We start from the raw sequence: 20177 nt of genomic DNA, 5'->3' as shown, positions 1-20177 counted from the left end.
TAACAAAAAAATCCAGCCAGTGGTGAATTATTCAGTGTCCGCATGTATCTGACCCATTAAGCGCATGCCACCAAAACAGTGGCATCGAAATGGACCTGCGGCTGAGTATTCCCATGAAATCACGCAAGAAAACCGTCAATCCGATTGGATTGGATGACATCACCATCGTCGACGACGCCAAGATGCGCAAGGCGATCACCGCCGCTGCGCTGGGCAATGCCATGGAATGGTTCGACTTCGGGGTGTATGGCTTTGTCGCCTATGTGCTGGGCAAGGTGTTCTTCCCCGAAGCGTCTCCCAGCGTACAGATGATCGCGGCCCTGGCGACCTTCTCGGTGCCGTTCCTGATTCGCCCGCTGGGCGGCCTGTTCTTTGGCCGGCTGGGGGACAAATACGGCCGGCAAAAGGTCCTGGCGGCGACCATCGTGATCATGTCCCTGAGCACTTTCGCCATCGGACTGATCCCCTCCTATGACTCGATCGGCATCTGGGCGCCGATCCTGTTGCTGCTGGCCAAGATGGCCCAGGGCTTCTCGGTGGGCGGTGAGTACACCGGTGCCTCGATCTTCGTCGCCGAATACGCCCCGGACCGCAAGCGCGGCTTCCTCGGCAGTTGGCTGGACTTCGGCTCCATCGCCGGCTTCGTGCTCGGCGCGGGCGTGGTGGTGTTGATTTCGGCGGTAATCGGCGAAGACGCCTTCCAGTCCTGGGGCTGGCGCCTGCCGTTCTTCCTCGCCCTGCCGCTGGGCATGATCGGGCTCTACTTGCGTCATGCCCTGGAAGAAACACCGGCCTTTCAACAGCACGTGGAGCAACTCGAACAAGGTGACCGCGAAGGCCTGGCGGGCGGCCCGAAAGTCTCGTTCAAGGAAGTCGCCACCAAGCACTGGCGCAGCCTGATGACCTGTGTCGGCGTGGTGGTGGTGACCAACGTCACGTACTACATGCTGCTCACCTACATGCCGAGCTACCTGTCGCACAACCTGCACTACAGCGAAAACCACGGCGTGTTGATCATCATCGCGATCATGGTCGGCATGTTGTTCGTGCAGCCGATGATTGGCTTTGTCAGCGACAAGATCGGGCGCAAACCCTTCATTCTGTTCGGCAGCATCGCGCTGTTCTTTCTCGCCATTCCGGCGTTCATGCTGATCAACAGCGGCAAGCTCGGGCTGATTTTCTCGGGGCTGCTGATCATTGCGGTGGTGCTCAACTTCTTTATCGGCGTGATGGCGTCCACCCTGCCGGCGATGTTCCCTACCCACATCCGCTACAGCGCGCTGGCCAGCGCCTTCAACATCTCGATCCTGATTGCCGGCCTCACGCCAACCGCCATGGCCTGGCTGGTGGAGACCACCAACAACCTGTACATGCCGGCCTATTACCTGATGGTGTTCGCCGTGCTGGGGCTTTTCACCGCCCTGACCATGAAGGAAACCGCCAATAAACCCCTGCGCGGTGCGGCACCGGCGGCGTCGGATATCGAGGAAGCCAAGGAGCTGCTGCAGGAGCACGAAGACAATATCGAGCAGAAGATCGAAGATATCGACGCGCAAATCGCCGAGCTGGAAGCCAAGCGTGAAAACCTGGTGCAGCAACATCCACGCATCAACTGACGCAACATATTTGGAAACGAATAGCGGGTGAACTAACGCGCAAGCAGCACGCTCCTTCCTTAAGCGCAGTCAGCGCGGCCCTGATGAGCCTCATCAGGGCCGCTCAACGATAAGGAGCCGCCCGTGACCGACACCACCACCCTCACCTACCGCTGCACGCCTGGTCCGCTTCACGCGACCTTGCTGGCCGGTACCGTCCCGCTGTTTCTCGGCGCCCTGCTGAGCGACATTGCCTACTACCAGACCTACCAGATCCAATGGAGCAACTTCGCCGCCTGGCTGATCGCCGGCGCCCTGCTGTTCTGCGGGCTGGCGGGGTTGTTTGCACTGGTCAACCTGCTGCGTGCCGACCGCAAGGCCGGGCGCCCCACGGTGTACTTCCTGCTGTTGCTGGTGACCTGGGCGCTGGGCCTGGTGAATGCCTTTGAGCATGCGAAGGATGCCTGGGCCGTGATGCCTTCGGGCCTGGTGTTGTCTGCCGTCGTGACCCTGCTGGCCTGCGTGACCACGTGGGTCGGGCTGACCAACCTGCGCTCGGGAGGTGCCCAATGAAGCCTTCCAGCACGCTGACCGTTTTAAGCATGGCGATGTTGTTGAGCGCCTGCGGTGGCGAAGCCGACAGCACTCAGGCTCGCGGCCCCGACCCCAAGCTGCCGGAACCCCAGCGCGGCCTGTTGCCCAGCATGAAGATCGCCGAACCGGTGGCCTGGGCCGAGCAGAAACCTACGGTGCCCGAGGGTTTCAGCATCACGGCCATCGCCACCGACCTGCGGATCCCGCGCCAGACCCTGGTGCTGCCCAACGGCGACATTCTCGTCGCCGAAGGCCGGGGCGGCAGCGCAGCGAAACTCAAGCCCAAGGATGTGATCGCCAGCGTGATCAAGGCCGAGGGCAACACCAAGGTCAAGGGCGGCAATCGCCTGACCCTGCTGCGCGATGCCGACGGTGACGGCACCTACGAGTTGAAAACCGTGTTCGCCGAAAACCTCAACGCGCCCTACGGCCTGGCCTTTGCCGACGGCAAGCTGTACGTGGCGAACCAGGATGCGCTGGTGCGCTTCGACTACGAAGACGGCCAGACCAAGGCCGGTGGCCCGCCCACCACCGTCACCGAGCTGCCCGCCGCGATCAATCACCACTGGACCAAATCCCTGGCGATCAGCCCCGACGGCCGCTCGCTGTATGTGGGCATCGGGTCCAACAGCAACATCACCGAACGCGGCATGGAGGTCGAGATCGACCGGGCGATGGTCTGGCAGATCGACGCCGCCACCGGTGCCCACAAGCCTTATGCAACCGGCTTGCGCAACCCGACGGCATTGACCATTCAACCGGGCTCCGGGCAGGTGTGGGCGGTGGTCAACGAGCGGGATGAACTGGGGCCGGACCTGGTGCCGGATTACCTGACCTCGGTGCGCGAAGGCGAGTTCTACGGCTGGCCCTACAGCTATTGGGGCCAGAACGTCGACACCCGCGCCCAACCGCAGAACCCGGCCAAGGTCGCCGCCGCGATCAAGCCGGATTACAGCCTGGGTTCCCACGTCGCCGCGCTGGGCGTCGATTTTTCCATCCCGGCCATGGGCGAGAAATATGCCGACGGCGTCTTCGTCGGCGAGCACGGCAGCTGGAACCGGGACAATCCGGTGGGCTACAAGGTGATCTTCGTGCCGTTCAGCAATGGCCGGCCTGCCGGTGAGCCGCTGGACTTCGCCACGGGTTTCCGCGGGGACGATGGCAAGACTCGCGGCCGGCCGGTGGGGGTCACTGTTGATCCGAAGGGTGCGCTGATCATTGCCGATGACCTGGCCAACACGGTGTGGAGGGTGACGCGCAATAAATAAAGCCTGAAGCGGCCGATGTGGTTGCCTTCCTGTGGAGCGCGGCGGTACCTTCGCCGCACTCACGAACAGGAAGGTAACCGCAATGCCAGACACCACCGACAACGGCTTCTATGATCGCGCGGACGCGCACATCGAGCTGTCCAACGAGCAGTTCAGGGCGTTCGCCGACCTGGGCAAAGTCAGCGCCTCGATGATGTTCGGCACCACACGCTTCAATGCCTGGGTCAGCGCACGCAGCTTTAAATCCGGCGAAGAAATGGCCCAGGCCCGTGAGGCGATGCTGAAGTATTTCTGTGATCAGTACCGGATGATGCTTGAGGATAATCTTGATGATCACATCAACAATTTCAGCAAGTACATGCTCGTTAAGGGCAGTTGAACCCGCCCGCACAGGGCGGTGTGTCGACCTGTGATACCCGGCGCTCAAATTGCAACGAAGTGGCCCGCGGCGACCTCGCGGTAACTGATCGGCGGAGCCTTGTAGCCCACCTCGTAAATCCTGCTGGGCACGCTCTCCTCCATCAGGCTGAACGGCTTTCTGGGCACGTTCAGGTCCGCCGAGGGCACCGCGCTCAGCAACCTTTGGGTGTAAGGGTGCTGAGGCTGCTCGAACACTGACTGGCGTGGCCCGATCTCAACGATGCGTCCGTGGTACATCACCCCCACCCGGTGGCTGACCCGCTCGACCACCGCCAGGTCATGGGAAATAAACAGGAATGAAATGCCCATCTCGCGCTGCAGGTCCTGCAGGAGATTAATCACCTGGGCTTGAATGGACACGTCCAGCGCCGAGACGGCTTCATCGGCGATGATCAGCTTCGGAGACAGAGTCAGCGCCCGCGCGATGCAGATCCGCTGTCGCTGCCCACCCGAGAACTCGTGCGGATAGCGTTGTGCATGCTCCGCCGACAGCCCCACCTTCTCCAGCAATATTCGCACCTGCTTTCGTGCTTGCGCGCCATGTGCAATGCCATGAACATGCAGCGGCTCCAGCAGGCTGTTCTCGATCGTGAGACGCGGGTTCAGGGATGCATAGGGATCCTGGAAGACCATCTGGATATCGCGGCGCAGCGAGTTCATATCGCTCTTGTTCAACGTCGTAAGGTTCTTGCCACCGAAAACGATATTCCCGCCCTGTATCGGCATCAGCCCGGCAATCGCACGAGCGCTGGTGGATTTCCCGCACCCGGACTCGCCCACCAGGGCCAGCGTTTCACCTGAGTAGATATCAAAGTCGATGCCTTCGACGGCATGCACACGGCGCCGGACCTTCCCGAGGAGACCACCTTTGAGGTCGTACCGAATGGACAACGACTCGACTCTGAGCACTGGCGGACTCTGGTAGTCCGGGGCCACGCCAGGCGCAGGTTCTGCACCCGCTGCGACGTCATCATCGATCAAGGCAAATTTTGCGGGGAGTTGAGTGCCACGCATTGAGCCGATTTTTGGAACAGCCGCCAGCAATGCCCGGGTGTAGGGCTGCTTGGGCTCCTGCAGCACTGCCCTTGCCGGACCTTGCTCAACGGTCTCGCCTTTCTTCATCACCATCACATGGTCTGCGACTTCCGCCACCACGCCCATATCGTGGGTGATAAAGATCACGCCCATGGCCAGGCTATCTTGCAGCTCCTTGATAATCCGCAGGATCTGCGCCTGCACCGTCACATCCAACGCTGTGGTCGGCTCGTCGGCGATCAGCAGTGTGGGCTCGCAGACCAGCGACATCGCAATCATGATCCGTTGGCGCATGCCGCCGGAAAGCTCATGGGGAAACCGGTTCATGACCTGCTTCGCATCCGGAATACGCACCAGGTCCAGCATGCGTAATGCCTGGGCTTCGGCTTGCGCACGGCTGCACCGCTGATGCAGCAAGATGCCTTCGATGAGTTGCGCGCTGATCTTGAAGACCGGATTCAGCGAAGTCATGGGCTCCTGAAAGATCATCGACATGGACGAGCCCCGCAGTGTGCGCATGACAGACTCGGGCGCCGCCACCAGGTCGACAATCTGGTTATTCCTGGTTTGCAGCTCCATCGAGCCCGAAAGCACCCGTCCGCCGGCGCGCTTGATCAGGCCCATCATCGCCATTGAGGTGACGGATTTGCCGGAGCCGGACTCACCCACGATCGCCAGCGTCTGACCGCGCATCACCTCGAAGGACACATCGCGCACCACCGGCGTCTCGCGCCCTCTGGTGCCGAAGCCGACACTCAGGTTTTTCACCCGGGCTACCAAATTCTCGTTCATGAGGCGCTCCTTTAATCGACGATCGCCGAGATGGCCGCGTCAAGGTCGGCACGGGATTGATCGACCTTGCGCCGGCTCTGCGCAACCCACTCACGGTCCTGCTCCAGCTCGTTCTGGGCGATCGACAATAATCGCCGGACCTCGTCCGGGCCGACGCCGCCCGCGGAAGTGCGGGTCTCGACAAAACGGCGCGGGTTCAAAGCATCGCGGACCTGGGCATCCGAGTAGCCCAGGGTTGAGCCGACAGTTTCCACGCTGGCTTGATCCAGTGCGGCGCCGGTCACCCCGGCAGGAGCCACGCCCTCGTACAGGCAGTTACGCACCAGGCGGGCCACGATGTGGTGGACCTGGCGGAAAGAGATGCCCCGGTCCCGAACGATCACATCGGCGAGGTTGCTGGCGGTGCACCAACTCCCGGAGAGCAGGGCTGTCATCCGGTCCTCATGCACCACCAGGGTTTCAATGATGCCGGTAAACAGGTCCAGCATGCCTTCGGTGGTGGCCAACGCATCATGGATCAACGGCAGGTCGCGCATCGCCTGGTCGCCGGTACCTTCGGACCGGAAAGTGGCCAGGGCCGTGCTGAGCCAGGTCACCGATCCACCTGCAGCTTTCTTGATGGTTTCCAAGCCGCTGGGGTTTTTCTTCTGCGGGAAAATACTGCTGGTGCCGCAATAGCCGTCGTGGCTTTCCACCGTTCCAAATTCGACGCTCGACCAGATATGCAGGTCGGTTGCCAGGTCGTTCAGGTCGGCCATGACAAAGGACAATGCGCCAATCGTCTCTGCTGCGTACCATGCTTCGCGGCCCAGCTTGGAGTTTTCTACCAGGCTGTCGAACCCCAACAGGTGCGTGGTGCGCCCACGGTCCAGCGGCCAGGACGTGCCGGCCAGGCCGACGGCACCAAGGGGGTTGCGATTGACCCGGGTGTAAGCGTGCATCAAGCGGCTGAAGCTGTCGTGCAGCCTCGACGTAAAACTCAAAAGGTAGTGGCCGAACACCCAGGGCTGGGCATGCTGCATATGGGTGTAGCCGGGCATGATGGTGCCCGAATGCGTGGAGGCCTTCTGAATCAACGCCACCTGGAACTCATTGATACGGTCCAGCACCGCCAGGATGCGCTTGCGGTCGTACAGGCGGCGTACCGTTGCCCCTTGGTCTATCCGGCTGCGGCCGGTGTGCATCTGCCCGGCCGAGTCTTCGCCGATCCGGGAGAAAAGGTACGATTCAACCTGAAGCAGGAAGCTGCCTTTCTTTACATCAAACGGGAAGTCGGCGGGAACCATGTCCCGAATCAACCGCAGCTCCGCGAGGATGGCTTGCCCGACCGACACAGAAAGAATCTGCTGTTCAACCAGCATCACGGTGTGCGCCAGGTCCACTTCGACAAACTCGTGAAACTGACGTTTCTCGGTCTCAAGTGCCGGAATATCATGGTACTTGACCATGCGTTCAGCGGGAGGAGCACTCAGGCGAGCGTCGGTTAACAGTGTTTCGTTGGCATGTAAATTCGACATTTAAATCACCGCTCAATAAGTTCTACATTCGTCAAATCGATGGTCCCTTCATAATCGACATCCAGGCCATTCAACGCTTTACGCACACCAATTATTTGCTCCTGGTCAAACAGCGGCAGATTGTCCGGGTCTTGTTCCCATAGAATCTGCTGAATCTGGCCGTAATAGGACATGCGTGTTTTTTCATCCAGTTCACGCGAGGCCAACTGAAGTAATTTGTCTACCTGAGGGTTGCTGTAACCCGTGAGATTCTGCGGGTCGCCGCTGGACAACTTTCGACGCAAACGAATATCCGCGTCAGATATGCCCGTTCCCAGTAACCACATGTTTGCGTCATTGCTACCTTTGCCCGTGCCCTTGCCCGGCTCGGGGCGATACAAGTTCTTTTGATACGTTGCCCATTCCCATACCTTAAACTCGGTCTTCAGCCCCACGGCGTTAAGATAGCCTTGGACAACTTCCGAGACCTGGCGATCTTTGGTATAGCGTCCCGCCGGGGTCCATATAACTACGGTGCCTGGATAACCGCCTGGATATACCTCGTTAATTATTTTTCTTGCCGCATCAGGGTCGTACTTCACCGGAGGGAATTCACGTCGGGCTTGCGTACCCTCCGGAAATGGGCCAGTGGGTACTTTTCCATATCCCAACAACACTTTGTCGACCAATGCCTGGCGATCAATCGCCATACTCACCGCCCTCCGTATGCGCGGGTCATCAAAGGGCGGTTTGGTCAGGTTCATTTCAAAGAACACCTGGAATGTGCTGGGTACCCGCAGCAAGGTGGATTTATTCAGTTCCTTTAATTCAATAGCCGCCTCGGGCGATAAATTTGCCGCGATATCCGCATTGTTCGTTCGCAGCTCTATGACTCGGGAAGAATCTTCCCTGACCGGACGGAACACGATGGTTTCCGGTTTTGCCGTTGTTCCATAAAAAGCGTTGTTCTTATGAATAACGGCCTGGTCGTTGGGTATCCAACTATCAAATACGTAGGGCCCGGTACCGACGGGATGGTGCCCATAAGCCCGTCCATATTTAACGACAGCGGCCGGACTGCTGATTGACGAAGATTCTTTTGCCAGTAACTCCAACATTGTGGGTGACGGATTTTTTGTGGTGATGCGTAACTCATTCGGCGCTAGCGCATCCACCGAAGCTATATCCGCATAGTAGGACCGGTGCGGAGAACCGAGCTTGGGGTTCATGATTCGGTCCAGGTTAAACTTCACCGCTGCAGCATCAAACGCCGTGCCGTCATGAAAGGTAATTCCCGGTTTCAGGATAAAAATCCATTGCCGTCCATCCTCGGACCTTGACCATGACTGCGCCAAATCAGCTACAAACGTGTTATGCCCGTGACCGTCCCATGCGACCAACCGATTAAACAGGTGATTAATCACGTTATAGGAAGGCACACTGCGCGAAATCGCTGGGTCCAGGGTATCGATATCAGCGCCTTGAACGAATGTCAGCTTCTTCAGGTCTTTGGCGTTGGCAACAAACGATAGGCCCGCCGACAGTCCAAGGATGCCGACAACCGCGAAACTCCGTATCAATACTTCCAGGCAATTCAGACGCCGCATAATCTTTCTCGCTTGATAATTCTGGTGGACACACAGGGCGTGTTTAACCGCGCCGAACTCATTTATGCGTTACGTGATTTCGGGTCGATATAGTCTCGCAACGCATCCCCCACAATGTTGAAACTCAATATGGTCAAAACCAGTGCAAATCCGGGCGCAATCAATACGTAGGGATGGGTGGTCAATAACGGCCGCGACTCGGCAATCATCGAGCCCCACTCCGGGGTGGGCGGCGGCGGGCCAAGCCCCAGAAAGCTGAGCCCGGAACCAATGAGGATTGCTTCAGCCAGCGAGACGGTGGCCTGGATAATGACCAGCGAACCGATATTCGGCAGGATATGTATCAGCAGCAGCCGCAGATCGCTGACGCCAATCGACTTGGAGGCCAATACAAACTCGCGGTTTCTCAATGCCATGACCGGCCCGGCAAAGAAACGCACGTAAATCGGGATCGTTGAAATGGCGATGGCCAGTGTCAGGCTTACTATGCTGTTGCCCGCCACCGTGATGACCAGAATGGCAACCAGTGTCCGGGGAAATGCAATCATCGAGTCCATGACCCGCATCACCACCCCGGCGATGGCGCCGTTGTAATAGCCACACGCCGCACCTAAAGCGATGCCAATGACCATCGCAATGCTGACACTTGAAACTGCGACGGTGAGCGTAATTCGTGCCCCCCACACGACTCGACCCAACAAGTCACGGCCCAATTGGTCCGTGCCGAGCCAGGAACTTGCACCGGGCTCGACAAGGGACGTTGATAAGTTGATCTTGGTGACCGAATCCCAATCAAACAACAAAGGGGCAGCTATCGCCGCAGCAACCATCACCAGGATCACGATCAATGAAGCAAACGCGAACCAGCGCTTATTGGAAATAAGGAAACTGACAAAGCCCAACCGATATTTTTTCGGAAGTTTCATATCGGCCTCAGTTGTAAGTGACGCGAGGGTCGAGGACGCCATAAACCAAATCCACCATTAAGTTGATAATTACCACCACCGCGGCAAACACAAGAACTGTGCCTTGGACGACATAAATATCCCGAGCCATGATTGCATCAATCAAGAGCCGCCCCATTCCCGGCCAGGCAAATACTGTCTCGACAATAACCGCGCCACCCAGTAACCGGCCGAAGTCCATACCGAATACTGTCACCAATGGAATAGCCGCATTGGAAAGTGCATGCTTGAGTACTACCTTGTAACTCGGTACACCTTTCGCATAGGCAGTACGAATATAATCTTCCCTCAGCACATCCATCATGGTGGATCGGGCCAGCCGTGAAAAAGTTGCAACATACGGCAAACCAAGTGTCAAGGCCGGTAATATCAGGTGTTGCAGCCCGCCTCTGCCGGTCGGCGGCAACCATCCGAGGTTGGCTGAAAAGATCAGCATCAATATCAGTCCCAGAAAGAAGCCAGGCATTGATATGCCCAGAACTGCAACGGTGGTCAGCGAACTATCAAGGAAGCCTCTGGGCTTCAAAGCGGCCGCAATACCGAGGGGAACGCCAATGATGACGGCAAGCAACATTCCGGCAGCGGTCAGTTCAATCGTGGCGGGAAGAGTTCTGGCTATACCTTCGAGCACGGGCGTGAATGTCTGGAATGACTCGCCAAAATCACCCACGACAACTTTCCTGACATAAATAAGGTATTGATTGATTAGCGGCTTATCCAATCCGTAGTTTTGCCTTATTTGCGCAACATCTTCCGCTGTTGCATCCGGACCTGCTGCCAGCTGCGCAGGATCTCCCGGAATAAAGTGCATGACCAGGAAGACCACAATGGAGACTCCCAGCAGCATCGGAAGCAGAAGTAACAACCTGCGGACGGTATAATTCAGCACGCGCTATCCTCTTTTTTATTTTTACTTAAGCGGCACCCGATATTAATAACGGGAACGGCTTTTCTTTGGTAAAACCACGCAACTAAATCATCGCGCCGTTACATGCTTATAGCAAACCGGTAACAGGTTGGACGCACATAACAAAATGTTATACGCTCGCAAAAATGCGCCCTCCAACATTCGATCGAGAGCCACAATGAAACTCAATCCTCGCCAATTGGAAGCTTTCAGGGCGGTCATGCTCACCGGAAGCATGACTATCGCCGCCGAGGCACTTCAGGTCAGTCAACCGGCCATCAGCCGGCTCATCCGCGACCTCGAAATGGTCCTTTCCCTTCGACTGTTTCGCCGTGAAGGCAATCGCCTCATTCCCGGGGCGGAAGCACAGGTGTTGTACGCGGAGGTGGACAAGTTTTATCAAGGCATAGAACGCATCGAGCGGGTTGCAGAGGACCTTGTGACGCTGCGCACCGGCACATTGAGGATCAGTTCAATGAGCACGCTGGGGCTCAGTGTGGTGGCTGAGGGGGTATGCCGATTCGCGCGAAAGCACCCCGAGGTCAGAACCTCGTTGGATGTGCGCAACTCGGTGGGCATCCTGGAACTGACGTCTGCCAACCAGATCGATATTGGTTTTGTGCAGATTCCTTCAGGGGAATATCCCGGGATCCAGGTGATCAACCTGCCACCCATCAGCGCGGTGTGCGTGATGCCGGCCAACGATATGTTGGCCACCAAAGACGTGGTGACCCTGGAGGATTTGCACGGGCGACGCCTGATTACCCTGAACGCCAACAATCCTTTGCAGCGACGCATCACATCAGCCATGGAGGCTCGGGGTGTTGCAGGCGTCTCCAGCGTTGAAACCACCGCCGCGCACTCCGCCTGCGGAATGGTGTCCGGGGGGCTCGGCATCACCGTGTGTGATCCATTCACCGCCTCCTACTCGAAATACCCGGGCCTTACGTTCAGACCGCTGGACCAGGACATACCCTTCGAGGTTTCGATGGTATTTCCGGGTCACCAGCAGCGCTCCAAGCTCGCCTCGGATTTCATGCAGGTCATGGAAGGTATCTTCAGGTCGGAGTTTATTTCCATGATTCCCCGTGAAGCGTACTAATCGCGAGTCACTTCAGTTCGGTTGAGTAATTCAGCGGCACCCATTGCCACGCGGCGCCCTGACCACGCAAATGCCCCAGGCCGGGAAACGAGAGGTGCGCCGCGCCGACCAGCGCGCCCTCTTTCGCAGCCAGGCTGAACACGGTCTCGCGGGCAGTGGTGGCGGCTTTCTTGTCCGTATCAAACTCGATAGTCACCGACGGGTCGGCAAACTGCACGGCACCGGCGTGGATCAGATCACCGGCGACAATCATCTTCTGGCCTTTGCTCTCAACCAGGTAGCTGGTGTGCCCCAGGGTATGGCCATAGCTGGACAGCGCCTTGAACCCCGGCAGGATCTCCCCGCTGCCCTGGAAAGGCTGGAACTTTCCAAGCGCGATATACGGGTTCAAGGAAGCCATTGCACCCTTCGCGAACTCGGGTACGAAGCTGTTGGCGTCGGCCGAGGCAGGCTCCAGCCTCGCCGGCGAGAGCCAGTAATCGGCGTCACGCTTGTCGGCGTGTACCGTGGCGTTCGGAAACACCATCACCCCTTCGGCAACCAGCCCACCCACGTGGTCCGGGTGCATGTGCGTGAGAAGGATGTCATCGACCTGCTCCGGCTTGTAGCCGGCTGCCTGCAGGTTGGCCGCGAGCTTGCCCAGGGTCGGCCCGAAGAGCGCACCAGCGCCGGTATCGATCAGGATGAGCCGAGTGCCGGTATTGACGAGATACGCGTTCGTCGAGGTCTCGGTGGGCACCCCGAGGAACGCCTTGCGCAGTGCGGTAGTGGTCTTGGCAGCCGGCTCATTCAGCAATTTGTCGAACGGTGCATCGATGGTGCCGTCACTCAGCGCGGTGACCTCAAAATCTCCAAGCATCGTGCGATAGTAACCAGGGGCCTGGGTTTTGACTTGGGGCGCGGCGGCAACTGCCACCGCCGGTGCCGCGATGGCTCCCAGTGCCAGGGCAGCAGCAAGGGCCGTGTAATTCAACACGCGGGTAAATGTCAGCTTGGTCATGGTGCAGCTCTCCAGTTGGAATCGGCGGCATCCTATTCAAGCGTTTTTTATAGTTGAAATCGAAACTCCGCATGCCAGGTATGTGTGGCGTAGATACCTGCCAGGGCCTGATGTCGTCAGGAAAGCACGCAGAGCTTGAGTTGTTCGCGCAACCAGAGATGTGCCAGGTCCTTGTCGAACCGTGGATGCCAGGCAGAGAACAAACTGAAGTCGCGCACCTCGAGGGGCAGAGCAAGGGCCGCCAGCGAGCGCTCATAACGGCTCAGGAAACGGGACGGAAGCACACTTACACAGTCGCTGTTCTGCAGCAGCAATGGAACGATGCTGTAGTAAGGCACCGACACCGCGACACGGCGCGCACGCCCCTTCTGCGCGAGCACATCATCAATAAAACCGTGAAAGCTGTTCACGGCACCCGACACCACCACATGCTCCAGGCCCAGGTATTCCTCCAGCGTTGGTGGCGCGGATCCGCGAGGGTGATCGGCGCGCTGGGCCATCTTGAATTCTTCCTGCAGCAGCAACTCGTGCGACAGGTTCCCGATACGGCTGTGTGATACCAGCGCGACGTCAATCTCGCCGCTTTCCAACTGATCGCCAAGCAACACCTGGTCGATCGCACGTATCGAAACCCGGATGCCCCCAGGACTCGCAGCCTGCACAAGCTGCACCAGCCGGGGCGCGACGATCGCAGCGGCGTTATCGTTCGCGCCAATCACAAAGGTCCGGTCCGACTTGGCAGGATCAAAGCATGGAAGGTCACCGACCACCGTCCCCAGTACCTGCAACGCCTGGCGCAACGGCTGACGCAAATGTTCGGCACGTGCTGTCAGCACCATGCCTTTTCCGGACTGAGCAGGCATCAATAAAGGGTCGCCGAACAGGTCACGCAACCGCGACAACTGCGCGGATAACGCCGACTGCGTCAGGTTGAGCTTCGCCGCCGCCCGCGTGACGTTCCTCTCCTCAAGCAAGACGCTGAGGGAAGTCAGGAGCGCGAGGTTGTGTCCAGTCAGGTTCATCGGGTTGATCCACTGCCATCTCTCAAGGTGACGTTAATGTAATCAGATACTGCCCCGACGTCACAGGCCTCCCTTGGCCATCCACCAACGCATATTGCTGCTGGTAATAGCGGTCTCCCCGGCCACTGTCGGCGACCAGCTTCACGTTCACGGCGCTGTGGTCGAGGGCCGTGACCGAGCCCACCGGTTGCACACTGCGCACGCTGATGGCGCTGCCGCGTGCGGACGTAGGGCAATTGTTGAGTTTCATCCCGTTGGCCACGGCGAGCGGTGTGCAAGACGCTTCGACGATGCTGCCGTGAAACGAGATGACTCCCTGCCCCACCGGGCTCGCGGCCATGCAGGCACCGGACAGGCTGAACAACAGGCCAACATGGATTGCAGACATTCTCTTGATGCGCATGCCGATACTCCCGGGGGTGATAAAGCCTATGCCCCGGGATATCGGCCGAGCAGCAGGTTATTTTAAGATTTGTCTGATGTTAGAAGCGGTTTTTCCAAAGACTTTGGAAATATCAGTGCCCGCCAACCACAGGTTTACCGTGGGCCCGGTGCCCCGGCTTGAAGCCATGGAGTCGCGCGCACCACACAATCGCGAAGCCCACCGCCAGCAACACCAACATTGCCCATGGGAAAGACGCCACGCCCCAGGTATCCAGCAACACGCCACCCACCACGCCGCTTCCGGCGATCGCGCTGTTCCATGCCACCACGTTCAGCGACAGTGCCACGTCCGCTCCATCGCCTGCCGCATCCGCCAGTGCGGTTTGCAGCAACGTCGCAGCGCCGCCAAAACTCAAGCCCCACACCGCCACGCCGAGGTAAATAACGCCCGGCACCTGCGCCAGAAAACCGAACGCCAAACACGTCGCCGCAAAGCCCGCCAGGCTGACCAGCACCGTCTTGCGCAACGCCACATCCACCAACCGGGCAGTCACCCAAATCCCGAGCAGCGCCGCTATACCAAACACCAACAACACCAGATCCACACGGTCCACCAAGCCCGCCGGAGCCACGAACGGCGCGATGTAGGTATAGAGAATGTTATGGGCGAGCATCCATGAGATCACCACCGCCAGCACTGGCCGCACACCCGGCGTGGTCAGCACCTTGCGCAACGGCATGCGCTGATGGGCCGACTGGCCGGGATAATCCGGCACTTTCACCAGTACCCAGACAATCAACACCAGGGTCAGTGCCGACATGATCCCGAACGTGGTGCGCCAGCCCACCAGCCCACCCAGCCAGGTGCCCAGCGGTACGCCAAGTGACAGGGCAATCGGCGTTCCTACCATGGCCAGCGCCAACGCCTTGCCCTGCTGATGTGGCTCAACCATGCGCCGCGCATAGCCGGCCAACAAACTCCAGGCCAGCCCCGCTGCCATCCCCGCAAGGAATCGCGCCAGCAGCGTCAGCCCGTAGTGGGACGACAGCGCGGTGATCGAATTGAACAGCAGAAAACCGACGATGGTCAGCAGCAGCACATTGCGTCTACGCCAGCCGCGAGTCGCGATGGTCAGCGGGATCACCGCCAGCACCGAGCCCAGCGCATACGCGGTGACCATCTGCCCGGCCATGGACGCTGAAACTCCCAGCCCATCGCTGATCAGCGGCAACAGGCCCGCCGGCAGGGTTTCGGTGACGATGCAGATGAAACCTGTCATGGCCAGGGCGAGCAAGGCGCCGACGGGCAAGCGGTCGGGAACGGCGTCTGCCGATAAGGTGGTTGAGGGGGTCACAGGGAAACTCCTTGAGCGAGAGGACTTAAATACCGATCGATATAAATGTTGGGCGCCCCACGCAGCGTTGTCAACGACTTATGTATCGACTAGTATTTATCTCATCACCCGAGAGGATTTCCACATGGCACAGATGGGCCGCCCCCGCACCTTCGACCGCGACCAGGCCGTGGAACAGGCCATGCACCTGTTCTGGCAGCACGGTTACGACGCGACGTCCCTGAGCCAGTTGAAAGCCGGATTGGGCGGCGGCATCTCCGCGCCGAGTTTCTACGCGGCGTTCGGCTCCAAGGACGCGCTGTTCCAGGAGTGCGTGCAGCGTTATCTGGCGACGTTCGCCCAGGTCACCGAATGCCTGTGGGATGACAGCCTGCCACCGCGCCAGGCCATCGAGACGGCGTTGCGCCAATCGGCACGCATGCAGTGTGAAGAGGGGCATCCCAAAGGCTGCATGGTAGCCCTGGGCGTGATGAGCGCGCCCTCCCCCGAGAACGCACAAGTCACCCATGGGCTGACCCATTCGCGAGAGCGCACACGGGCGGGCATCGTGCATTGTGTCGAGCGCGGCATCCGGGCGGGCCAGTTACCCTCCGAGACCAACGCCCGTGCCATGGCCACGGTCTACGACAGTTTTCTGCAAGGCCTGTCGATCCTGGCCCGGGATGGCGTCGACGCTGATGCCATCGATACTGCCATTGGCCAACTGATGCTGACCTGGGACTTATCCGCCGCTACAGCGCCGCCCATTCGGCGCGATGCTCCAGCAGAAAATCCACAAACGCCCGCACCCGATGGGGCACATAGCGGCCGTGGGGATACAGCAAGGTAAACGGCCGTGATCGCCCGCCGTAAGGCTGTAAGACCTCCACCAGGCTGCCGTTGGCCAACTCCTCCTCGACGATGAACTTGTAGGTCTGGAATAACCCCGCGCCGTGCTTGGCCAGGGTTACGCCACCCAGCACATCGTCAGAGCAGCTGTAGCCTGCTTCCCCGGCAAACTCCCGCTCCTTGCCGTCCACCTGGAACAGCCAGGAAATGCGCCGCCCGTTGCTCGGCAATTCGTACTGGATGCACTCGTGGTTCGGCAAATCCTCCAGGGCCTGGGGCGTGCCGGCACGCTTCAGGTACGCCGGCGTCGCGACCACCACCAGCCTGGCGTCTTCCAGCAACCGCGCAATCAGCGTCGAGTCCGGCTGGGCCCGCACGCGAATGGCCAGGTCATAACCTTCGGCGACGAAATCGATGTTGCGGTTGCTGATGTGGATATCCACGCTGACTTGCGGGTACAGCGCACGGAATTTCGGCAGCAGCGGCAGGATCCGGTGATGGCCGTAGGTGGTCGGGATGCTGATGCGCAACAGCCCGGACGGCACCGATTGCGCGCCCATCATTTCCTGCTGGGCTTCCACCAGTTGCGTCAGCGCCTGGCGGCATTGCTCGAAAAATGTCCGGCCGCCATCGGTCAGGCGGATGCTGCGGGTGGTGCGCACAAACAGCCGGGAGCCCAGGCGCTCTTCCAACCGCGAGATGCTGCGGCTCACCGCCGCCGGGGTCACGCCTGCCACCTGGGCGGCGGCGGTAAAGCTGCTGGCCTCGGCGGCCAGGCAGAACAGCTCGATGCTGCCCAGCTGCAAATCTTCGAAATGGCGTTTCATGATGGATTACACCGGGTAGGTCTTTAAGGACTCGCTCACTGCTTCGAAAAACTAAAACAACAACCGCGAAAAATCACAACACTGCACCGCCAACTGCGCCACATTCTGGTTCAAGCCAAACTGCCGATCCCCGCGATGCAACGCCACATACCCAACCCTCGGTAGCGCCGGTTCCGTAACCAGCGCGCGCAGCTCCCCGCGCTCGATCAAATGCGACAAACACCCCTTGGGCAAATAACTCACCCCCACCCCCGACAGCGCCAGCCCGACCTGCACCAACAGGTTATGACTGGTCAACTTGCGCGGCATCTGCACAGCATGCGCTGCCAACCAGCGCTCATAAATCAGCCCCGTCCCCGAGTGCGAACCCTGGGTCAACACCGTATACCCGGCCAATGCCTCAAGCCCCACCGGATCAGCCTCGCTGACCAACCCCGGTGCGCACATCCAGGCGTTTTCCACACTGCCCAGCGGCGTACTCAGGAAGCGCGAATCACTGTAGGCATCAGGCACGATCACCAGGTCCAGCTCATCACTCTCCAGCTTGCGAAACAGCTCACTGCTCAACTCCACCGACGGCTCGATCTGCACCTTGGGATAGGCCTCGCGCAACGCCTCCACCAGCGCCGGCAACCAGGTGAAAGCCGTCAATTCCGTCACCCCCAGGCGAAACCTGCGCACCAGCACTTCACGGGTGCTGACCCGCTCCAGCATGTAGTCACGACGCTCCAGCAGGTCCTTGGCGTAGTCGAGCAACTCGGCGCCCTTTTCCGTCAACCGCGCATTGCGTTTGCTGCGGTCGAAAATCTCCACATCGAAGGTTTCTTCCAACTCCTGGATGCGCTTGGAAATCGCCGACTGCGACATGTTCAGCTTGTTCGCCGCGGCCTCGAAACTGCCCAGCTCGGCAATCCAGTACAACGCGTCGATTTGCTTGAACGTGATCATCGGCCACCTCCCATGAGAAAAATCGATCCTATCAGATAATAAAATATCGCTAAAACTGTATGTTCATCACTCCTAAGATCTAGCCACAGACCCATAAGATCAATCGGAGTTACAGCCATGTCCTTGCCCGGTTCCCGCATCCTCCCCAACCCACCTCTGGCTTGCGCTGAAGTGCTTGAAGCCTTCACTCACGTGGTCACCCCGCACATCAGCGACAACCTCGGCCGGCACATCGGTGCCCGTGGGCTGAACCGCTACAACCGCACCGGCAAGCTGGTGGGCACCGCGCTCACGGTGAAAACCCGCCCCGGCGACAACCTGCTGATCTACAAGGCCCTGAGCATGCTGGAGCCGGGCCACGTGCTGGTGGTGGACGCCCAGGGCGACACCAACAACGCGGTGATCGGCGAACTGGTCAAGCTCTACGCCCAGCAACGCGGCTGCGTGGGGTTTGTGATTGACGGGGCGATTCGCGATGTCGCGAGCTTCGAAGACACCCCTTGCTACGCCCGCAGCGTGGTGCATTGCGGCCCCTACAAGACCGGCCCGGGCGAGGTGAATGTGCCGGTGTCCATCGGCGGCATGCTGATCAACCCGGGGGATGTGCTGGTGGGTGACGAAGACGGCCTGGTCGCCTTCTCCCAGGCCGACGCCGCCGAAGTGCTGCGCAAGGCCGCGCAACACGCGGCCCATGAAGAGCAAGTCAAAGCCGAAATCGCCAGCGGTGCAGTGCGCCAGAGCTGGATCGACAAGGTGTTGCAACAGGCCGGCCTGGCAGGCTGAGGGGAGTCATCATGAGCACTGCCTTTCTGTCCGACCGGGTGCTGGGCATCGCGCCCTCCCCGAGCATCGCCGCCAATGCACTGGTCAGCGAACTGCGCGCCCAGGGCCGGGACATCGTCAACTTCACCGTGGGCGAGCCGGCCTTCGATACACCCGCGCATATCCTCGAAGCAGCCAGCGCCGCGATGCACAGTGGCGACACCCACTACACCGCCACCAGCGGCACCCTCGCCCTGCGCCAGGCGATCTGCCTCAAGCTCAAGCGCGATAACCAGCTGGACTATGGGCTGGACGAAGTGATCGCCGGGTGCGGTGGCAAGCACATCATTTATCACGCCCTGGCGGCGACCCTGAATCGCGGCGACGAAGTCATCGTGCACACGCCGTATTGGGTGTCGTACCCGGACATCGCACGGCTGAATGACGCGACGCCGGTGATCATTCCCGGCGACGAGTCACTGGGGTTCAAGCTGTCGCCTCAGGCCCTGGAACAAGCGATCACCCCGCGCAGCAAATGGGTGATCCTCAACAGCCCGAACAACCCCAGCGGCGCGGTGTACAACGAGGCCGAACTGCTGGCCCTGGCCGCGGTGCTGCGGCGCCATCCCCATGTGCTGATCATGGCGGATGAGATCTACGAGCATTTCGTCTACGACGATGCCCGCCACGTTTCCCTGACCCGACTCGCACCGGACCTGAAGCCGCGCACGCTGATCGTCAACGGCGCCTCCAAGGGCTACGCCATGACCGGCTGGCGCCTGGGCTTCGGTGCCGGTCCGACCTGGTTGATCGCGGCCATTGCCAAGCTGCTCTCGCAAACCACCACCTGCCCCAGCTCTCTCAGCCAGGCTGCCGCAGTTGCCGCCTTCGCCGGCGACCAGGCGCCCATCGCCGGGATGCGCGGGGTGTACCAGCAACGCCGCGAACGCATGCTGGGCCTGCTTGAAGACATTCCCGGCGTGAGCTTCACGCCACCGGATGGCGCGTTCTACGTGTTCGCCAACGTCGCCGGGCTGATGGGCAAGACCACCGCCCACGGCGAGCGGATCGACAGTGACACCCAACTGGCCGAGCACCTGCTGCGGGAACACGGCCTGGCCACCGTAAGCGGCGCGGCGTACGGCATGTCGCCGTATATCCGCCTGTCTTTCGCCAGCTCGCTTGACGTGATTGAAGAAGGTTGCCGTCGCCTGAATGAAGCGTGCCATCGATTGCGCTGACGGATTCCCGCCCCACCCGGCGGCCAGGG

The 20177-nt window shown here is 59.9% G+C and carries 19 protein-coding genes; 8 read left to right on the top strand and 11 right to left on the bottom strand.

What is annotated here, in order from left to right; genetic code table 11:
• Positions 1–113 precede the first annotated feature (113 nt).
• From proP to AC3WKX_RS09220, 4 genes are all read left to right on the top strand, one after another.
• Entirely contained in the window at positions 114–1616 is a 1503-nt protein-coding gene (proP, locus tag AC3WKX_RS09235; protein WP_003207926.1) for a glycine betaine/L-proline transporter ProP, read from the top strand.
• Between the two features lie 123 nt (positions 1617–1739).
• Positions 1740–2168, top strand: coding sequence for a DUF2231 domain-containing protein (locus AC3WKX_RS09230; protein WP_003207924.1), 429 nt, complete (start codon positions 1740–1742; stop codon positions 2166–2168).
• A complete protein-coding gene (locus AC3WKX_RS09225; RefSeq protein ID WP_102605055.1) occupies positions 2165–3457 on the top strand; it encodes a PQQ-dependent sugar dehydrogenase in 1293 nt (430 codons plus the stop codon). The genes AC3WKX_RS09230 and AC3WKX_RS09225 overlap by 4 nt, the downstream gene beginning before the upstream one ends.
• An 82-nt stretch (positions 3458–3539) precedes the next feature.
• Positions 3540–3836, top strand: coding sequence for a DUF3144 domain-containing protein (locus AC3WKX_RS09220; RefSeq protein ID WP_003207921.1), 297 nt, complete (start codon positions 3540–3542; stop codon positions 3834–3836).
• Positions 3837–3880: 44 nt separating this feature from the next.
• On the opposite strand, the gene AC3WKX_RS09215 is transcribed toward AC3WKX_RS09220, so the two are convergent.
• The 5 genes from AC3WKX_RS09215 to AC3WKX_RS09195 form a co-directional block, all read right to left on the bottom strand.
• The gene (locus AC3WKX_RS09215) at positions 3881–5704 is read right to left on the bottom strand and encodes an ABC transporter ATP-binding protein (RefSeq protein WP_003207919.1); all 1824 of its coding nucleotides are present in this window, start codon (positions 5702–5704) and stop codon (positions 3881–3883) included.
• Between the two features lie 11 nt (positions 5705–5715).
• The gene (argH, locus tag AC3WKX_RS09210; protein ID WP_023659030.1) at positions 5716–7221 is read right to left on the bottom strand and encodes an argininosuccinate lyase; all 1506 of its coding nucleotides are present in this window, start codon (positions 7219–7221) and stop codon (positions 5716–5718) included.
• Between the two features lie 5 nt (positions 7222–7226).
• The gene (locus tag AC3WKX_RS09205) at positions 7227–8807 is read right to left on the bottom strand and encodes an ABC transporter substrate-binding protein (protein ID WP_003207917.1); all 1581 of its coding nucleotides are present in this window, start codon (positions 8805–8807) and stop codon (positions 7227–7229) included.
• A 62-nt stretch (positions 8808–8869) separates the two neighbouring features.
• The gene (locus tag AC3WKX_RS09200) at positions 8870–9733 is read right to left on the bottom strand and encodes an ABC transporter permease (RefSeq protein ID WP_008433279.1); all 864 of its coding nucleotides are present in this window, start codon (positions 9731–9733) and stop codon (positions 8870–8872) included.
• Positions 9734–9740: 7 nt separating this feature from the next.
• On the bottom strand, positions 9741–10661 hold the full coding sequence (locus AC3WKX_RS09195; RefSeq protein WP_003207915.1) for an ABC transporter permease: 921 nt from the start codon (positions 10659–10661) through the stop codon (positions 9741–9743).
• Between the two features lie 196 nt (positions 10662–10857).
• Here AC3WKX_RS09195 and AC3WKX_RS09190 point away from each other — a divergent pair, with 196 nt between their 5' ends.
• Positions 10858–11781 (top strand): LysR substrate-binding domain-containing protein, encoded by a 924-nt coding sequence (locus AC3WKX_RS09190; RefSeq protein ID WP_003207914.1) that lies wholly within the window; start codon positions 10858–10860, stop codon positions 11779–11781.
• Between the two features lie 7 nt (positions 11782–11788).
• Here AC3WKX_RS09190 and AC3WKX_RS09185 read toward each other — a convergent pair whose 3' ends face one another.
• The 4 genes from AC3WKX_RS09185 to AC3WKX_RS09170 form a co-directional block, all read right to left on the bottom strand.
• Entirely contained in the window at positions 11789–12781 is a 993-nt protein-coding gene (locus AC3WKX_RS09185; protein WP_003207912.1) for an MBL fold metallo-hydrolase, read from the bottom strand.
• Positions 12782–12897: 116 nt separating this feature from the next.
• Entirely contained in the window at positions 12898–13803 is a 906-nt protein-coding gene (locus AC3WKX_RS09180) for a LysR family transcriptional regulator (RefSeq protein WP_003207910.1), read from the bottom strand.
• A gap of 22 nt (positions 13804–13825) precedes the next feature.
• Positions 13826–14206 carry a type 1 fimbrial protein gene (locus AC3WKX_RS09175; protein ID WP_003207908.1) on the bottom strand — a complete coding sequence of 127 codons (381 nt, stop codon included), beginning with the start codon at positions 14204–14206 and terminating at the stop codon, positions 13826–13828.
• Positions 14207–14318: 112 nt separating this feature from the next.
• Positions 14319–15542, bottom strand: coding sequence for an MFS transporter (locus tag AC3WKX_RS09170; RefSeq protein ID WP_003207907.1), 1224 nt, complete (start codon positions 15540–15542; stop codon positions 14319–14321).
• 124 nt (positions 15543–15666) lie between these two features.
• Between AC3WKX_RS09170 and AC3WKX_RS09165 the strand changes: the two genes are divergently transcribed.
• On the top strand, positions 15667–16371 hold the full coding sequence (locus AC3WKX_RS09165; protein ID WP_102605054.1) for a TetR/AcrR family transcriptional regulator: 705 nt from the start codon (positions 15667–15669) through the stop codon (positions 16369–16371).
• Here the strand turns inward: AC3WKX_RS09165 and AC3WKX_RS09160 are convergent.
• Both AC3WKX_RS09160 and AC3WKX_RS09155 read right to left on the bottom strand, forming a co-directional pair.
• Positions 16274–17197 (bottom strand): LysR family transcriptional regulator, encoded by a 924-nt coding sequence (locus AC3WKX_RS09160; protein ID WP_087692928.1) that lies wholly within the window; start codon positions 17195–17197, stop codon positions 16274–16276. The genes AC3WKX_RS09165 and AC3WKX_RS09160 overlap by 98 nt on opposite strands.
• Before the next feature lie 51 nt (positions 17198–17248).
• Positions 17249–18145, bottom strand: a complete 897-nt coding sequence (locus AC3WKX_RS09155; protein ID WP_008433274.1) for a LysR family transcriptional regulator — start codon at positions 18143–18145, stop codon at positions 17249–17251.
• A gap of 117 nt (positions 18146–18262) precedes the next feature.
• Here AC3WKX_RS09155 and AC3WKX_RS09150 point away from each other — a divergent pair, with 117 nt between their 5' ends.
• Both AC3WKX_RS09150 and AC3WKX_RS09145 read left to right on the top strand, forming a co-directional pair.
• Positions 18263–18928, top strand: a complete 666-nt coding sequence (locus AC3WKX_RS09150; RefSeq protein WP_003207901.1) for an RraA family protein — start codon at positions 18263–18265, stop codon at positions 18926–18928.
• Between the two features lie 11 nt (positions 18929–18939).
• Complete coding sequence (locus AC3WKX_RS09145) at positions 18940–20148, top strand: pyridoxal phosphate-dependent aminotransferase (protein ID WP_102605053.1); 1209 nt, start codon at positions 18940–18942, stop codon at positions 20146–20148.
• Positions 20149–20177: the final 29 nt, after the last annotated feature.

This window comes from Pseudomonas sp. GP01-A4 (genome assembly GCF_058780865.1).
The sequence above is the reverse complement of the archived record's forward strand: the minus strand, read 5'-3'. Positions and strand labels throughout refer to the sequence as shown.

Coding starts and splice junctions, on each gene's coding strand:
- proP (WP_003207926.1), top strand. CDS start 114: ATGAAATCACGCAAGAAAACCGTCAATCCGATTGGATTGGATGACATC.
- AC3WKX_RS09225 (WP_102605055.1), top strand. CDS start 2,165: ATGAAGCCTTCCAGCACGCTGACCGTTTTAAGCATGGCGATGTTGTTG.
- AC3WKX_RS09220 (WP_003207921.1), top strand. CDS start 3,540: ATGCCAGACACCACCGACAACGGCTTCTATGATCGCGCGGACGCGCAC.
- AC3WKX_RS09215 (WP_003207919.1), bottom strand. CDS start 5,704: ATGAACGAGAATTTGGTAGCCCGGGTGAAAAACCTGAGTGTCGGCTTC.
- argH (WP_023659030.1), bottom strand. CDS start 7,221: ATGTCGAATTTACATGCCAACGAAACACTGTTAACCGACGCTCGCCTG.
- AC3WKX_RS09205 (WP_003207917.1), bottom strand. CDS start 8,807: ATGCGGCGTCTGAATTGCCTGGAAGTATTGATACGGAGTTTCGCGGTT.
- AC3WKX_RS09200 (WP_008433279.1), bottom strand. CDS start 9,733: ATGAAACTTCCGAAAAAATATCGGTTGGGCTTTGTCAGTTTCCTTATT.
- AC3WKX_RS09190 (WP_003207914.1), top strand. CDS start 10,858: ATGAAACTCAATCCTCGCCAATTGGAAGCTTTCAGGGCGGTCATGCTC.
- AC3WKX_RS09185 (WP_003207912.1), bottom strand. CDS start 12,781: ATGACCAAGCTGACATTTACCCGCGTGTTGAATTACACGGCCCTTGCT.
- AC3WKX_RS09180 (WP_003207910.1), bottom strand. CDS start 13,803: ATGAACCTGACTGGACACAACCTCGCGCTCCTGACTTCCCTCAGCGTC.
- AC3WKX_RS09175 (WP_003207908.1), bottom strand. CDS start 14,206: ATGCGCATCAAGAGAATGTCTGCAATCCATGTTGGCCTGTTGTTCAGC.
- AC3WKX_RS09165 (WP_102605054.1), top strand. CDS start 15,667: ATGGCACAGATGGGCCGCCCCCGCACCTTCGACCGCGACCAGGCCGTG.
- AC3WKX_RS09160 (WP_087692928.1), bottom strand. CDS start 17,197: ATGAAACGCCATTTCGAAGATTTGCAGCTGGGCAGCATCGAGCTGTTC.
- AC3WKX_RS09155 (WP_008433274.1), bottom strand. CDS start 18,145: ATGATCACGTTCAAGCAAATCGACGCGTTGTACTGGATTGCCGAGCTG.
- AC3WKX_RS09150 (WP_003207901.1), top strand. CDS start 18,263: ATGTCCTTGCCCGGTTCCCGCATCCTCCCCAACCCACCTCTGGCTTGC.
- AC3WKX_RS09145 (WP_102605053.1), top strand. CDS start 18,940: ATGAGCACTGCCTTTCTGTCCGACCGGGTGCTGGGCATCGCGCCCTCC.